Source organism: Arthrobacter sulfonylureivorans (genome assembly GCF_022637435.1).
GTDB lineage: Bacteria > Actinomycetota > Actinomycetes > Actinomycetales > Micrococcaceae > Crystallibacter > Crystallibacter sulfonylureivorans.
The window spans coordinates 3882523-3896976 of the sequence record NZ_CP093326.1 but is presented as its reverse complement, the minus strand read 5'-3'; the positions used below and the strand labels follow the sequence as shown (position 1 = coordinate 3896976).

11 protein-coding genes, 1 tRNA gene and 1 other RNA gene are annotated in these 14454 nt (G+C 66.2%); 3 read left to right on the top strand and 10 right to left on the bottom strand.

The features are described 5' to 3' along the window. Positions 1 to 278: 278 nt before the first annotated feature. The 4 genes from ehuA to ehuB are packed head-to-tail and all read right to left on the bottom strand — an operon-like array spanning position 279 to position 3416. Entirely contained in the window at positions 279 to 1124 is an 846-nt protein-coding gene (gene ehuA, locus MNQ99_RS17910; RefSeq protein WP_277883568.1) for an ectoine/hydroxyectoine ABC transporter ATP-binding protein EhuA, read from the bottom strand. After that, on the bottom strand, positions 1108 to 1761 hold the full coding sequence (ehuD, locus tag MNQ99_RS17905; protein WP_241913939.1) for an ectoine/hydroxyectoine ABC transporter permease subunit EhuD: 654 nt from the start codon (positions 1759 to 1761) through the stop codon (positions 1108 to 1110). Before ehuD ends, ehuA begins: the two co-directional genes overlap by 17 nt. Then, positions 1761 to 2492, bottom strand: coding sequence for an ectoine/hydroxyectoine ABC transporter permease subunit EhuC (gene ehuC / locus MNQ99_RS17900; protein ID WP_241913938.1), 732 nt, complete (start codon positions 2490 to 2492; stop codon positions 1761 to 1763). The genes ehuD and ehuC overlap by 1 nt, the downstream gene beginning before the upstream one ends. Before the next feature lie 9 nt (positions 2493 to 2501). Continuing rightward, complete coding sequence (gene ehuB, locus MNQ99_RS17895; protein ID WP_241913937.1) at positions 2502 to 3416, bottom strand: ectoine/hydroxyectoine ABC transporter substrate-binding protein EhuB; 915 nt, start codon at positions 3414 to 3416, stop codon at positions 2502 to 2504. Between the two features lie 306 nt (positions 3417 to 3722). Between ehuB and MNQ99_RS17890 the strand changes: the two genes are divergently transcribed. Beyond that, the gene (locus MNQ99_RS17890; protein ID WP_241913936.1) at positions 3723 to 4502 is read left to right on the top strand and encodes a GntR family transcriptional regulator; all 780 of its coding nucleotides are present in this window, start codon (positions 3723 to 3725) and stop codon (positions 4500 to 4502) included. Between the two features lie 305 nt (positions 4503 to 4807). Here MNQ99_RS17890 and MNQ99_RS17885 read toward each other — a convergent pair whose 3' ends face one another. Then, on the bottom strand, positions 4808 to 5914 hold the full coding sequence (locus MNQ99_RS17885; protein ID WP_241913935.1) for an IS110 family RNA-guided transposase: 1107 nt from the start codon (positions 5912 to 5914) through the stop codon (positions 4808 to 4810). Positions 5915 to 6434: 520 nt separating this feature from the next. Between MNQ99_RS17885 and MNQ99_RS17880 the strand changes: the two genes are divergently transcribed. Then, on the top strand, positions 6435 to 7235 hold the full coding sequence (locus MNQ99_RS17880; protein WP_241913934.1) for an alpha/beta fold hydrolase: 801 nt from the start codon (positions 6435 to 6437) through the stop codon (positions 7233 to 7235). A 41-nt stretch (positions 7236 to 7276) separates the two neighbouring features. Here MNQ99_RS17880 and recR read toward each other — a convergent pair whose 3' ends face one another. The 4 genes from recR to MNQ99_RS17860 form a co-directional block, all read right to left on the bottom strand. Beyond that, positions 7277 to 7873, bottom strand: a complete 597-nt coding sequence (recR, locus tag MNQ99_RS17875) for a recombination mediator RecR (RefSeq protein WP_127514123.1) — start codon at positions 7871 to 7873, stop codon at positions 7277 to 7279. A gap of 24 nt (positions 7874 to 7897) precedes the next feature. Continuing rightward, the gene (locus MNQ99_RS17870; RefSeq protein WP_241913933.1) at positions 7898 to 11446 is read right to left on the bottom strand and encodes a DNA polymerase III subunit gamma and tau; all 3549 of its coding nucleotides are present in this window, start codon (positions 11444 to 11446) and stop codon (positions 7898 to 7900) included. A 78-nt stretch (positions 11447 to 11524) separates the two neighbouring features. Beyond that, positions 11525 to 11620, bottom strand: an RNA gene (ffs, locus tag MNQ99_RS17865) — signal recognition particle sRNA small type. A gap of 7 nt (positions 11621 to 11627) precedes the next feature. Beyond that, complete coding sequence (locus MNQ99_RS17860) at positions 11628 to 12635, bottom strand: prenyltransferase/squalene oxidase repeat-containing protein (RefSeq protein WP_241913932.1); 1008 nt, start codon at positions 12633 to 12635, stop codon at positions 11628 to 11630. A 329-nt stretch (positions 12636 to 12964) separates the two neighbouring features. Here MNQ99_RS17860 and MNQ99_RS17855 point away from each other — a divergent pair. Beyond that, positions 12965 to 13052 (top strand) — tRNA-Ser (locus MNQ99_RS17855). A gap of 406 nt (positions 13053 to 13458) precedes the next feature. On the opposite strand, the gene MNQ99_RS17850 is transcribed toward MNQ99_RS17855, so the two are convergent. Next, complete coding sequence (locus tag MNQ99_RS17850; RefSeq protein WP_241913931.1) at positions 13459 to 14364, bottom strand: oxygenase MpaB family protein; 906 nt, start codon at positions 14362 to 14364, stop codon at positions 13459 to 13461. Positions 14365 to 14454: the final 90 nt, after the last annotated feature.

The window sequence follows — 14454 nt, the reverse complement described above, 5'->3', positions numbered from 1 at the left end:
GGGCCCTGGCTGCGGACACGGCGCGGCAAGGGCAATTCTAACGCCGCATCAGCTATGGCGGAGAATGCGGCCAATCAGTGTGACTGGCCATGGTCATAACGACGCCGGTGCCTCACCGAAGTGCCGCACATCACCGGCGCCGCTGTCTCGCCACAGTGCCGCACATCACCGGCGCCGCTGTCTCGCCACCATCGGCTGCGCAGATACGGCCCATTTCAGCTCTCAAAAGGGGCAGTATCTGCGCAGTCGATCAGGGAACGTCGTTCCGACTGGGCGGCTTAGCGGGTGCCGGTCTGGTCTTCCCCGTTGCCGAGCACGGCCTGCAGGAACGACTGCGTCCGTTCGTGCTGCGGGTTGGTGAACATGACCTCGGGCGTGGCCTCTTCAACCACCTTGCCGCCGTCGAACATCATCACGCGGTTGGACACGTCGCGGGCGAACTGCATCTCGTGGGTGACGATGAGCATGGTGATGTCCGTGGTGTCGGCGATGTGCCGCAGGATCCCCAGCACTTCGCCCACAATCTCCGGGTCCAGCGCGGAGGTGACTTCGTCCAGCAGCAGGATCTCGGGATCCATGGCCAGCGCGCGGGCAATCGCCACACGCTGCTGCTGGCCGCCGGAGAGCTCCAGCGGGTGGGCGTCGGCCTTATCCGGCAGACCCACGCTCTCCAGCAGCTCCATAGCGCGGGCGGTGGCCTGCTCCTTGGACTGGCCCAGCACGTGCACGGGCGCTTCAATGATGTTCTCCAGCACGCTCATGTTGGGGAACAGATTGAACTGCTGGAACACCATGCCGATCCGCTTGCGGATCTGCTTCTGCGCCTTTTCGCCGAGCTCAACCCGCTTGCCGTTGCGCACCTCGTGGGTGAGCGGCTCACCGTCGACGTAGATGTAGCCACCGCTAAGCTCCTCCAGTGTCATCACCAGGCGCAGGATGGTGGTCTTGCCGGAGCCGCTGGGGCCGATCAGCGTGACGCGGTCCCCCTTGGCGACCTCGAAGTTGAGGTCCTTCAGGACCACATTGTCGCCGAACCGCTTCTCCACATTCTCGAACTTGATGGCGGGAACGCTGGCGGCGGGGCCGGGGACGGGCGCGGTTTCGGGATCAGTAATTGTAGGCAAGGCGCTTTTCCAATCTGGAGATGAGCAGGGAGGTCGGGTAGCTGGCCAGCAGGAAGATCACGCCGGCCAGGGTAATGGCCTCCATATATCTGAAGTGGTTGCCGCCGAAGGTCAGGCCCGCGCGGACCATTTCCACCACGCCGATGGACAGCAGGAACGGCGTGTCCTTGAACATCGAGATGGCGTAGTTGCCCAGCGCCGGAACGGTGGCACGCAGCGCCTGCGGAATGACCACGGCAATCCAGGTCCGGGACTTGGACATGGACAGCGCCTTGGTGGCCTCCCACTGGCCCTTCGGCACGGACTCGATGCCGGCCCGGTAAACCTCCGCCATGTAGGTGGAGTAGTGGATGCCGAAGACCGCAATGCCGATGACGATCGCATCAACGCTCAGGAACGTCCAGTAGGCGAACAGCAGCTGCACCACGATCGGCGTCATGCGGATGAAGTCGACGATGAAGTTGATGACCACCGCAACCGGCTTGGGTACCGACATCCGCAGGATCGAGATGACCAGCCCCAGCACGGCCGCAATCGCGGTACTGACAACCGTTACCAGCAGCGTCACTTGAAGAAAGGCCAGCAAGAGCTCCGGGAGGACAGCCCAAGCGGCGTCCCAATCCCATAATTCGTTCATCAGCCCTTACCTCCTTGCGCCGCAACGGGGGTGTCCGGCGTCTTCAAGCTCAGGGTTTCGCGCAGCGATTCACCGCGGCCCAACTTGTGCTTGGCCTGGACCTCAAGGCCGTTCATCATCAACGTCAGGACGTAGGCCAGCACAAAGTAGATGACCAGGCTGACGCCGTAGGCGAAGAAGGTGTCGGTGTCCTTGCGCAACTGCTCGGTGTGGTAGGTCAGATCTGCCAGCGTTATGAAGCTGACGATCGCCGTGCCCTTGAGCATGTGGATCAGGTAATTGGTCAACGACGGGATCATCAGCGCCCAGGCCTGCGGGAAGATGATCCGGCGCATCCGCTGTGCCTTGGACAGGCTGAGCGCCGTTGTCGCCTCCCACTGACCGGTAGGCACGGAGTTGATGGAACCGCGCACCACTTCAGCGCAGTAGGCGCCGTAGTTCAGCCCCAGTCCCAGGATGCCGCAGACCAGGGCCGGAAGATCCACGCCTAGCTGCGGCAGCACAAAGAAGAAGAAGAACAGCTGCACCACCAGCGAAGTGCCGCGGAAGAACTCGATGAAGACCCGGCAGAGGCCGCGCAAGAACACGTTGTTCAGGCGGGCACCCAGTCCCAGGACCACCGCAATGACGATCGCCAGCAGGGCGCCGCCGAGGGTCAGGAGGAGCGTGATGCCCAAGCCTTCCCAGATCCTCGGCGCCGCCTCAGCCAGCGCTGCAAAATTTTCCTCCATGGGGATGGACTAGCCCGCTGCTCCGGAGCAGAGCTGCTCGGTGGTCAGGTCCTTCGGCGGCAGGTTCTCCTCGGTGAAGCCGAAATCACCCAGTACGTCCACGTAGGTTTCCGGGCTCTCGGTGATCTTGCCCAACTCCTGGTTGTAGGCCTCGATCAGTTTGGTGTCGCCCTTGCGGAACACGGTGCCGCCGGCGCCGATCTGCTCCTGGCCGTCGATGGTGGCGACGAACGCGTCGGTTACCTCAACTCCGGCCTTCGGATTGTTATCGGCAAGCCAGTTCAGCGAGATCGCGGTCATCGCGAATGCATCGGCGCGGCCGGCTGCCACGGTGTCCATGCCGTCCTGGGCGTTGCCCACCGACTGCACGTTGTCGATGCCGAGCTTATCGGCGTAACCGGCTTCGATGCCGCCGGAGAGCACGGCCAGCTTGACGTCATCGGCCTTCGCTACAGAATCCATGTCGGTCAGGCCCTTGGGGTTGCCCTCCTTGACCATCAGTGCGGTGGTGTACATGATTTCCGGATCGCTGAAGGCGGCCTGTTCGCAGCGCTCGGGCAGGATGGACATGCCTGCGCTGACCAGATCGAACCGCCCCGCTTTCAGCCCGGGAATCAGGGCGTCCCAGTCCACCAGCTTCGCTTCGACGTTCTCCACGCCCAGGTTCTTGAAAATTTCCTTGTGCATGGCGATGGTGCCGCCGGTGGGCTCCCCGCCTTCCTGGAAGGAGTAGGGGGCTTCGCCGGCAATGCCGACTGTCACGGTGCCTTCATCCTGGATCTTCGCCAACGTGTTTCCTGTTGCGGCAGCTTCGCCGCCCTCGGCAGAGTCGATTTGGCCGTCGCCGCATCCCGCCAGCAGCAGCATGCCCAGGATGCTGGCGCCCGCCAAAGCGGTCCGTGACTTCGTCAGTCGCGCGTTCATCAATTCCTCTTTCGGTCGTGTAATGGGGCGAACCACCCAGCCCGCGCCTATGCAGCGCAACCCAGCCGACCCGACCCGAATTCGGTAGTGACTGTTGACAACGGTAATGAACTTCTGGTCAACATACAATTAGAGAGTCAGAGTGTATGTTTGTCGACAATCCGACATAACCCAGTGTTTACAAGGGCTGCAGGGGCCTCGGCCGCTGCGGTTACAATTTGGCTACGGAACGGGCTGCAGAGGCCGAACCGAACGTTCACGCGGCGAACGCCTGTGTTCGAAGTGCCGGAAGAAAAAAGGATCCAGATGCCGCACAACTCCGCACCGGCCGGCGCGCCGGCTTTCCTGCGAGTGCACCGTCCGTCCACGGTGGACCTGATCGCCACCGAGCTGCGGAACGCCATCTACTCCGGCGGTCTTCCCGTCGGTTCCCCCTTGCGCGAGGTGGAGATCTCCCGCCAGCTCGGCGTCAGCCGCAGCCCGCTGCGCGAGGCCGCGCAACGTTTGGTCCAGGAAGGCCTGCTGACCGCCATCCCGGGGCAGGGCCTGCGGGTCGCGACCGTTTCCGAGGACCGCCTTCCCGACCTGTTTGAAGCGCGCATTGCCGTGGAGACGCACGCTGCCCGGATCCTCATTCGACACAACGACGCCGGTGCCCTCGCCAAGGTGACGGCGGCCTTCGACCACTTAACCGAGGCGGTCAAGGGAACGGACGCCCGGACTATCGGCGACGCCGACCTGGACTTCCACTTCGCCTTGGTGGAGGCCGCCGGCAACACCCGGCTGACCCGGTACATGTCCACGTTGGTGGTGGAAACCCGGTTGGCGAGTTTCAGCAGCAAGCAGGGCTATGTGGTCCGCCGGGACGTGACGCCCTCCCACCAGGCCATAATGGCGGCGTTGAAATCCGGCAACGCAGAGGCTGCGGCGGCCGCCATCGCCGAGCACCTCACCGAGGCCACGGCCCGGATGACCGGCGAGCTGGCCGAGCGAGGCATCGAAGTGGAGACCGTCGCGGGAGCGCCCGAGCCCGGCGCCGTCTACGAACTCGGCCCCATCGACCACACCCCGAACCCGGCCGACTGATATGTAGGTTTGGCTGTCAAGAGTCGTAGGTGAGCGGCTCCCGGGTGTTCGGTTCCGGGGCCGCTCACTTTTGTGCCCAATACGGTTGATCGACGGCAGCGGGGCGAGTCATTTTCGACTGGCATGGTCAGACTGATATTCGCGGGTTGGGTACCGCATGACGATTATTCGGCCGGAGCGTTCGGGTGTCTAAAATCGAGCGTCGGAGCGTGTCAGGCGCCTGCTCATAGTCGCGTCTCCGGTTGGCTCCGCGTGCTTGCCACGTCGCTGCCGCGGTCGGCCGGTGGGCACGTTGTTGGGGGGGGTCAGGCCGCGTTCATGGGTTCTCCTAGTTGGAGCGGGACTGCCAGCGACCAGCACCAGCCTGCGAGTTCGCGGGCAATCGCGGTGTTGGCTTTGACGGACTTCTTCTTCCGGGCATCGAAATGCTCCCATTTGCGGTGCAGCCGGTGGTTCCCTTCCAGCGCGCGGATCCGGGTTGCCGGGTCGACCAGATCCAGTTGGTGCAGCATCCTGAGGCCGGGGCGGGAGAACGGTCGGCGGTGATGCCAGGCGGCTTCGATCAGGAGTTTACGGGCATAGGTGCTGCCGGCTTTAGTGATCGGGCCCTGACTTCGGGACTGGCCGGAAGACTGTTCGCTGGGAACAAGGCCCAGGTAGGAGCCGATGGAGGATCCGGTGAAACGGGTCCAGTCACCGATCTCGACCGCGAGGCCGAACGCGGTGGTTACCTGGATGCCGCGAAGACACATCAACGCGTTGATGACGGGGGCATACCTGCAGCGTGACGCCGTGGCCATGAGCTGCTTATCGATGCGTTTGAGATGAACGGCGAGCAGTTCGGCCTGTTCCAGGTCGGCGTCGTAGGTGAACTGATCAACGGGGTCGGTAAAGCGCTGTCGGTGCAGCCAGGCATGATGCTCCAGGGTCCACTTGGTGTCTTTGGGGTAGCGGATGCCATGGCGGAGCAGGAAGGCGTTGACGTGTTGGCGGGCGTGGGCAAGGTCCTTGGCCGCTGCCGCACGCAGTCGGGAGAGATCGCGGAGAGCTTCGGTCTCGGCATCGGGTATGCGGACTTCGGTGACACTGCCGACGGCCAGCATCTCGGCCAAAACGCGTGCATCCCGGCGATCGGTTTTCACATGGTCGCCCGGGGCTCGCAGAAGCTTGGACGATGCCGCGACCACGCAATCGATGCCTGCTTCTTGCAGGAACCGAGCCAGGACATAGCCGGTCGGCCCTGATTCGTACACTGCCTTGACTGGCGGTTTAAAACGCCGCACCCATTGAAGGACCACCGCCGGGTCAGGCGGCAGCGTCTTCCGGACGAGTTCCCCGGTTTCCGGGTTGAGGGCGCAGCCAACGACGTCGACGGCGTGAACGTCAAGACCGATGAAAGTATGCTCGAACATAGCCGGGACCTCCCAAGCTTCACATGCGGCACTACCATTGCACCCCCGGCAGCCCCTCGGGCAAAGGGGATAGCCGATGGCAACCCGCGGACCTGTGACAAGGAAGGCCCCGGTTCCAGCGAACGGACATACCTGCTGTCCGTCCGGATACAGGACATCACCGACCGCCGGGCAGCAGGCCGCGGGGGCGCCGCCTGCTGCTGTACTGGACGGACGCTGCCAAGCCGGCGCTACGCGGCCGACCGGCGATAATGGCCATCCGGGCCGACAGCGAGCCAATCACCCGTCCCGTTCATATTGTCTAAAGACCCGGTGGTCGACCAAAGGCGCGATCCCCGGTGGTCGACCAAAGGCGCTTGCGCCTGCGTGGAGACCGGGTATCCCTCGGTGGTCGACCAAAGGCGCTTGCGCCTGCGTGGAGGCCTGGCAGTGACCGGGCATCCCCTCGGTGGTCGACCAAAGGCGCTTGCGCCTGCGTGGAGACCAATCGGCCGTGGCCAGGCCTTGCTACATTCACCACATGGTGAATCTGCGCGGCAAGCTCGAACTGTCTGGAGTGACACTTCGCTACACGGACATCCCCGGCATTGAACCCGCGGTTGTTTTCCTTCATGGCGCCGGCGCCGACCACGTCATGTTCGAGGCGCAGGCAGCCGCGCTCGCTGAGCGTGGACAGCGGGTGGTCTTGCTTGACCTGCGCGGGCAGGGGCAGTCTCAACCCAATACGATGCGGCTGACCGCGGAGCTGTTGGTTCAGGACGTGGAAGCGCTCATCGCCGAGCTGGGACTTGAGCTCCCCGTACTGGCGGGCCACTCGCTCGGCGGCAATATCGCGCAGGAACTGGTCCGGAGGAGTCCCGGCAAGTATGCGGGTCTGATCGTGCTGGACTCCACCTGGAACGCCGGGCCGCTCACGTCCAGCGAACGGTTCCTGCTGCGGCTGGCGGGCCCCGCGCTCGCGCTTGTTCCGGCTCGGTCTCTGCCGAAGGTCATGGCGAAGGCATCAGCCGTGACCGACGCCGGGAGAGCCGATGCGGTACGCGCGTTCGCGCAGGTCACCAAACGCGGGTTCATCGACGTGTGGCGGGCAACCGTGCAGTTCGTCGCCCCCGATGCCGGATACCGTACGCCTATTCCCTTGCTCTTAATACGCGGCGCGGAGGACAAGACCGGCAATATCGCCACGGCGATGCCAGCGTGGGCAGCAGCCGAGAACGTGGCCGAGCACGTCATCCAAGAAGCCGGACATCTCGTGACCCAGGATGCACCGACCGCCGTCACGGAGGCCATCATCAAGTTCTTGGCCGGCGAGACTCGTTGAGCCCCGGCGCCGAACCAGATCAGTGCCGAGGACCCGTGGCATTAGGTCAGGATGCGGCGGCCTTCGAACGCGCGGCCTAGGGTGACTTCGTCCGCGTACTCCAAGTCCCCGCCCACGGGCAGTCCGGAGGCCAGTCGGCTCACGGGGATGCCAATGGCCTTGAGCATGCGCGCCAAATAGGTGGCGGTGGCTTCGCCTTCCAGGTTGGGGTCGGTGGCGATAATGATTTCTTCGATCTGCTTGTCCGAGAGCCGGTTCAGCAGTTCCTTGATGCGAAGCTGCTCCGGGCCGACGCCGCCGATCGGGTTAATCGCGCCGCCGAGCACGTGGTAGCGGCCCCTGAAGGAACGGGTCCGCTCGATGGCGATGACGTCCTTGGACTCTTCCACCACACAGATGGCCGTCGGATCCCGGCGCGGGTCGCGGCAGATGTTGCAGGTGTCCTGTTCGGAGACATTCCCGCAGATGGAGCAGAACTTCACCCGCTCCTTGACGTTGGTCACCGCATCAACGAGCCGCTTCATGTCGGCCGGATCGGCGTCCAAAATATGGAACGCGATGCGCTGGGCCGACTTCGGGCCGATTCCAGGCAAGCGGCCGAGCTCGTCGATCAGCTCCTGGACAGCACCTTCGTACACTGAACCTTCATTCTCCGCGTGCGGTCAGGAACCGTCGTGGCTTCGTTCTTCAATCAGGCGTCCGCCGAGCAACCGTTCGATGGCTGCGCGGCCTACCAGTCCGGAGTCTTCGATCGACTCGTCGTCGTCGCTGGGGATGTCCTCGACGTATTTCAAGTTTAGGTCACGGCCGGACGGGGACGGTGTTGCCGGGGTTGCCGTTGCCTGCGTGGCCTTCGCCTGGTCCAGCAGCTGCTGGTAGCGGCTGCGCTTCTGGCCGGGCACCTGCCGGTCCGGCGTTGTCTCCCATTCCTCGGCGGGCGGTTCGTCGTTGGCGTAGGGGACGTCGTCGTAGGGCGAGGCCGGGGCCGACGGTGTCGGGTCGCTCCGGCCTGGAATCTGTGCACCCGGGGACTGCACGTTGGGCTGGCCGGCTCCGTTGGGAGAGGGGGCTTCAGTTCCCGTTGCGGCATGATCCGCGGCCGGCTTCACGGCGATTGCACCGGGGGCCCCGGCGGCAGCAGCGGAGGACGCCGAAGACATCCGCTCGGCCAGCTGGGCAAACACCGGCTTCTCCCCGGGCAGGGCTGCGGGACGCTGGCCGTTGCCGGAAGCGCTGCTCGGTGAATCGGCCGACGGCGCAGAGGCCGCAGTGGTCCCGGACATGCCGCTGGGTGCTGACGCCCCCGATGCCGCGGAGAAGCCGGAGGCTGCGGACATGCCGGTGGCCGCGGTCGCGGCCGGTGGCCCGGACATGCCGCCGGGGGCCGAGTGGCCGGAAGCCGCCGAAGCAGCGGATGCGGCGGATGGTGCGGATCCAGTCGAGGAAGCGGACATCGGCGACGGAGCCGTCATCCCCGATCCTGCGGATGGACTTGAGACGCCGGACGGTGCCGAGAAGCCGGAGGTTGCCGAGACTACCGACGGTGCCGAAACAGCAGACATACTCGATGCGGCCGAGGACCTGGAAGGCGCCGAATCGGGGGTGGGCGCGAGGCCGGCCGGTGGAACTGGCGGCGCGGAGGCCGGTGCAGGATTCGGCGGAGTGCTGTGCGCCATGGGCTCCGGGACGGGCGCGGGCGCGTTTACAGTGGCGGTGTTGGCGGACCACCCACCGTCTGCCGGCTGCTGCCGGCTAGTTGGTACTTTTGGGCCGGACTCACCCGCTGTCACCGAAGCGTCTTCGACGGTCAGGATCCGCAGGTCCATGCCGAGCACCTGCTGGATGGCCTGCCGCAGGTTCTCCGCGTGGTCGCCGTTGCCGAAGTTAGTCGCGGAACCTTGGTTCTTGAAACCGAGGGTTAGCGCTGTGCCGTCGAGACTCAGCGGAGAGGCATTGGCGCTGACATTCATCCACGTCACCTTGCGGATGCCGCTGAGGGTGCTCAGGATCTCCGGCCAGGCACGGCGGATCATCTCAATCTGGCCGGATGCCTGCGGGGCACTTTGGTCCTGCCGCGGAGCGGATGTCTGCGGAGCAACTTGGTCCTGCCGCGAAGGCTGTGCTGCGGCCGGTTCCGGACGTGACGGCTGCTGCTGGGCGGCCGACGGTGCTGCGGCTGGCTCCGGACGGGACGGCTGCTGCTGGGCGGCCGGTGCTTCCTGGGCCGGACGCTGTGGTGCGGGCTGTTGAGCCGGGGAGTGTCCCTGGGCTTGCGGCTGCCGCTGGCCGGGCGCTTCGGCGGTACGGGGAGCCCCAGATTGCTGGGCCGCCGGTGCGGCTGCTGCGTTCACGGGCGCCTGAGCGCGCGCCGGGGTGGCGGGCTTCTCCGGTGCGGGGGCCGGTTCCGGCATGGCACCCCAGGAGCCGCCCCAGTCGGCCGACGTCTCAGTCGCCGTACTTGCGGCAGATTCTTGTGCTCGGCCGGCGTTAGCCGCTCCCCTTACGCCGGCGTCCTGCTGGCCGGCGTCCCGCGGGTTTCCGAAAACGGACGACGGAACGGTGGGGCCGGGCTCTGCAGGCGCCGTAGGGCCGGCCACCGCGGGGCCGGCGGGCGCGCCTGAGCCAGCGGGTGTGGCGGCTGCCGGGGCTTCAGCTGCCGGAGCAGCAGACGCAGCGGCACTGGATACACCAGCGGCGTCTGAAATCGCGGTCCCGGAGGTTCCCGAAGCCACCGGTGCCGTACCCGCGGAAGTGGCGGGAGCCCCGCCGTCGTGCTGTTGGGCAGGCTGAGCAGCGGGCCGGGCATTGGCTGCGGCCGTAGCGGCCTGCTGGTCCTCGCGCGGCCAATCGGCGGTGCTCACCCGCGGGGGAGTGATGCGCTCGGCATCCTGGCGCGGCGATTCGGCCGAAGTTTGGGTTTGCTCCTTGTTGGCGTTGGCTCCGCGGAGCGCCGCGCGGGCAGCCGCCGGCCCGGAGAGCTGGGGTTCAGCGGCAGCATGGGCAACGGGCGCCTGTCCGTTGTCGATGGGCGCGGACACCGGGGCTCCGCCGTAGCTGAGCCGGCGCTCGATCCGGTCCACCCGGGCCGCCACACCCTGTTCGCCCTGGTCGGCGGAAGGCAGCAGGATCCGCGCGCAGAGCAGTTCCAGATGCAGGCGAGGCGAGGTGGCGCCGGTCATCTCGGTCAGTGCCTGGTTGGTGATGTCCGCGGCGCGGGATAGTTCGGCGGCGCCCAGCTGGTTGGCCTGGGTCTGCATCCGGGCGATCTGGTCCTCCGGGACGCCGCGCAGGATGGCGTGGGCGCTCTCCGGCATGGCCCGCACAATGATCAGGTCGCGGAAGCGCTCCAGCAGGTCCTCGACGAAGCGGCGTGGGTCGTGGCCGGTCTGCACCACGCGGTCCACCGCGTTGAACACCGTGGACGCGTCCGCCGCGGCAAAGGCGTCGACCACGTCGTCCAGCAGCGAAGCATGGGTGTAGCCGAGCAGGGAGACGGCCAGTTCGTAGTCTAGGCCGCTGGGACCGGCGCCGGCCATCAGCTGGTCCAGCACCGACAGCGAGTCGCGGACGGAACCGCCGCCGGCCCGGATCACCAGCGAGAGGACCCCCGGGGCCACCGGCACGTTCTCCTGCCGGCAGAGGAGCTCCAGGTACTGCATCAGCGGTTCCGGCGGGACCAGTCGGAACGGGTAGTGGTGGGTGCGCGAGCGGATGGTGCCGATGACCTTGTCCGGCTCCGTGGTGGCGAAGATGAACTTGATGTGCTCCGGCGGCTCTTCCACGATCTTCAGCAGCGCGTTGAAACCTGCGGACGTGACCATGTGGGCCTCGTCGATGATGAAGATCTTGTAGCGGTCGCGCACCGGGGCGAAGGTGGCTCGTTCACGCAGGTCGCGGGCGTCGTCCACACCGCCGTGAGACGCGGCGTCGATCTCGATGACGTCCAGGCTGCCGGGACCTCCACGGCCCAGTTCAACGCAGGAATCGCACGTGCCGCACGGAGTGGGGGTGGGGCCTTCGGCGCAGTTCAGGCAGCGGGCCAGAATGCGGGCGGAGGTGGTTTTGCCGCAGCCGCGCGGGCCCGAGAACAGGTAGGCGTGGTTGACGCGGTTCTTCTGCAGCGCCGCCATCAGCGGATCGGTGACGTGTTCCTGCCCGATAACGTCCGCGAATGTGTCCGGGCGGTAGCGACGGTAAAGGGCTGTACTCACGATGAAACCCTATCGGTTGAAACTGGGCCCTTGCACGCCGGGGCGCTGGGGCTGGGGATAGGTAGCAGGCGGGGGTTAAGTAAAGACCCCTCATGCACCTGACAGAGCCCGCTTACCCTTGCTACCTTCCGGTCCTGGGGGAGTTCACAGGATGACACCGCATGAGGGGCCGACGAATAGTCTACCCGACTCCGGACGGCGTCCCGAAATCCCCGGCAGCGCTGCCGCCAGACTCCCACCAGCGCAGCACTCGGGCGCACCGGAGGGTGGCCCAGCGGCTGATGTCCTCGGGCGTCCAGCGGAACCACATCCGGCCCGGATGCGGCCGGTAGCCGCCCCAGTTGCCCGGGCTGCGCTGGTGGGAGGCGATCACCTTGATGGCGATCGACATCCGGTCATCCTGGGGGCAGTTCTCGGCTCGGAAGTACTCCAGCCCGCGCAGGATATCGAAGTGCCACTGCGGCGGGAACCGGAACTGGGCCAGCGTCGGATGGGCGACGCTGCCGGTGCGGTGCGAGCGGTAGAGCGAATGCATCAGCAGGAATTCGCGGCCACGGGTTTCGGCTGCAGCTACCGGAAGCGGGCCGCCGCTGTGCCGGTACGCTGCCAGCGCCTCCAGCGTGCTGATGGTGGTGTGGAAGGAAGCATGCTTGCCCATCGAGGTGTGCGGCTCGCAGTTCCAGCCGCCGTCGTCGAGTTCCTCGGCAAGCAGCCAGGTCACGGCGTCGTCGATCCGGGAATCGCCGTCGAGCCGCTGGCCCAGCTCGCAGCCGACCAGCACGGTCATCGCAGTGACGCAGTTCTCGGCCCGCTTCGGATGGCGCTCAAAGCTGAGCCCGCCGTCGAAGTACTCAGCCCCGTCCAGCAACCGCAGGCACCCGGAAACTGCCTGCGGGTGCCCGGGCGGCAGCCCGAGCCAGTGCAGCAGCAGCAAGGTGAACATGGTGGACGTCCACTTGGGGTTGTAGAGCCCGCCGCCCCAACTGCCGTCCGGATCCTGCGCCTGGAGCAGCAGCGCTCCCCAACCGTTGCCCGCGATTTGGGCCTGCGCTTTGGCCACTTCAAAGTCCGGTGCATCGCAGAGATCGCGCAAGGTTTGGAACCGGATGGACGGGTCGCCGGCCAGCAGCCAGTCCACAATGCGCGCCGATGGAACGCTGCCTTCTGCGGGCTCCGGATTGGTGGCCACGGCGCATCATTCCCCTCGGATGAAGGCTTCCCCTGAGCCCTGCACCTCTTCTATGACGACATCTTGCCACTGCCGGATTCAGGCTTCCAGAGCCTACGGTCCGATCCGACCGGCCGACGTGGAATTCGCTCCGGAGGGGCCCCGCTCTGCCTGTTTCGCGCCCGGAGATTGTGCCCGAGCCCGTCCGTGCCAAGCCTCAAGATGGCCGTTTCCACACCTGCGGATGCCGTCCAGAGCTAGATGGCCCGCGCCCGCTGCGCATCTGCTCGATTCGGCAGATCGGCCGGGTTTCGGGTACTCTGGTATCTGCTCTTGTGAGCAAAACATCTGGAGGATTCGCCTAGCGGCCTATGGCGCACGCCTGGAACGCGTGTTGGGTTCACGCCCTCGGGGGTTCAAATCCCCCATCCTCCGCCAAAAACAGCGGCCCCGATCTGCACTGCAGACCGGGGCCGCTGTTTTTCACTAACGACGACGACGGTGCTTGGCGCCGCCTAAGTGGTCTGTGTCGCCCGAGGTCCGCCTAGGCCCGACTACGTCCGCGCGGGACCGCTTGGGTTCGCCGAGATTTCGGCGTGGCTGTCCATGTTCAGCAATAACTGTCCACGTCTTGGAGATCCAAACGGCCCTGACCTGCGGGTTTATCTCAGTCGTCACCAAAACATGGACAGACGCAGCCCGGTACTGCTGCCCGACCGGGCCGTGGAGCCGAGTCTTCGCCGCTCCGCGAGCCGTCGCCGCTCCGACCGGTAGTCGCCCGGCGCGGCGGCCCAAGACGTGGGCAGTTGCGCCAGGCGTATCGGGCACGTCCACCCCGGAACTGTCAGGCCTGCTGGCGGAGCCGGGCGATCCGGCGGCGGGCAGCGGCTTCGCTGGGGCCGGTCTTGCTCAGGCCCAACCGGACGACCCCGAGCACCAGCCAGGTGGCCGGCTTGATCAGGAGCCGCAGCGGCAGCGGAGTGATCGGCCGCAGCCCCAGCAGGCGGCGGTGATCCTCGGGCAGGGTCTCGACGGCGGCGGCGAACAGGACGCTGTAGCCCAGCCGTTGGGAGCGGGGCAGCGGCGGATGGCGGACGAACTCTACTGTTTCCTGCATGGCAGCCGAGGCGGTGAGTTCCGGCCGGTAGCTGTCCAGTTGGCGGCGCAGTTCGGCGAAGGTCCGGGGCGGATCGGTGACCTGCATCAGCTCGCCGGCTTTGGCCCATTCGGCCACATATTGATCGGGCCCGCCGGGCAGCCGGCCCCCGTAAGCCAAGTGGGAGGTGACGAAGGCGTCGGTGAAGGTCAGGTGCACCCAGCGGAGCAGATGCGGATCGTTGGCGTAGTACGACTGCTGCTCGCCGGCCGAGTCGGTGTAGGTGCCGCGGACACGTTCGTGCAACTGCAGCACCAAGTCACAGGCTGACTTGGCCGCGGCGGTGTCACCGTAGGTCACGGTGAAGATCCAGCGGATGGTGTTGGCCAGCCGGGCCAGCGGGGCGGCGCGATAGGCGGAGAAGTCATCAACGCCGGCCAGCGCCCCAGGGTGCAGCGTCTGGGTGAGCAGGGAGCGGATGCCCGCCACCAGGGTGGTCATCGAGCGGTGGACCGTCCAGACCGCGGAATCCGGCGCCAAGTAGCCCGCGTCGTCGCCGTTTTCCAGCTCGAGTTCCCATTGCGGGACGGTGTCGCTCTGTCCGGCAAACGTGCCGCGCAGCTCATCGCGCCAGCGGATCAGGATGTTGCCCACACAGCCATTATGGGGGCGCCGGCGGTGGTTGTGCACGGGAGAAGCGGGTCTCCGCGCGTTCGCTGGCGCTCACTCGGTCGACCACCGGCG

Bases quoted from the DNA above. Each gene is read 5' to 3' on its own strand.
- ehuD (WP_241913939.1), bottom strand. From the start codon at position 1,761: ATGAACGAATTATGGGATTGGGACGCCGCTTGGGCTGTCCTCCCGGAG.
- ehuC (WP_241913938.1), bottom strand. From the start codon at position 2,492: ATGGAGGAAAATTTTGCAGCGCTGGCTGAGGCGGCGCCGAGGATCTGG.
- ehuB (WP_241913937.1), bottom strand. From the start codon at position 3,416: ATGAACGCGCGACTGACGAAGTCACGGACCGCTTTGGCGGGCGCCAGC.
- MNQ99_RS17890 (WP_241913936.1), top strand. From the start codon at position 3,723: ATGCCGCACAACTCCGCACCGGCCGGCGCGCCGGCTTTCCTGCGAGTG.
- MNQ99_RS17885 (WP_241913935.1), bottom strand. From the start codon at position 5,914: ATGTTCGAGCATACTTTCATCGGTCTTGACGTTCACGCCGTCGACGTC.
- MNQ99_RS17880 (WP_241913934.1), top strand. From the start codon at position 6,435: ATGGTGAATCTGCGCGGCAAGCTCGAACTGTCTGGAGTGACACTTCGC.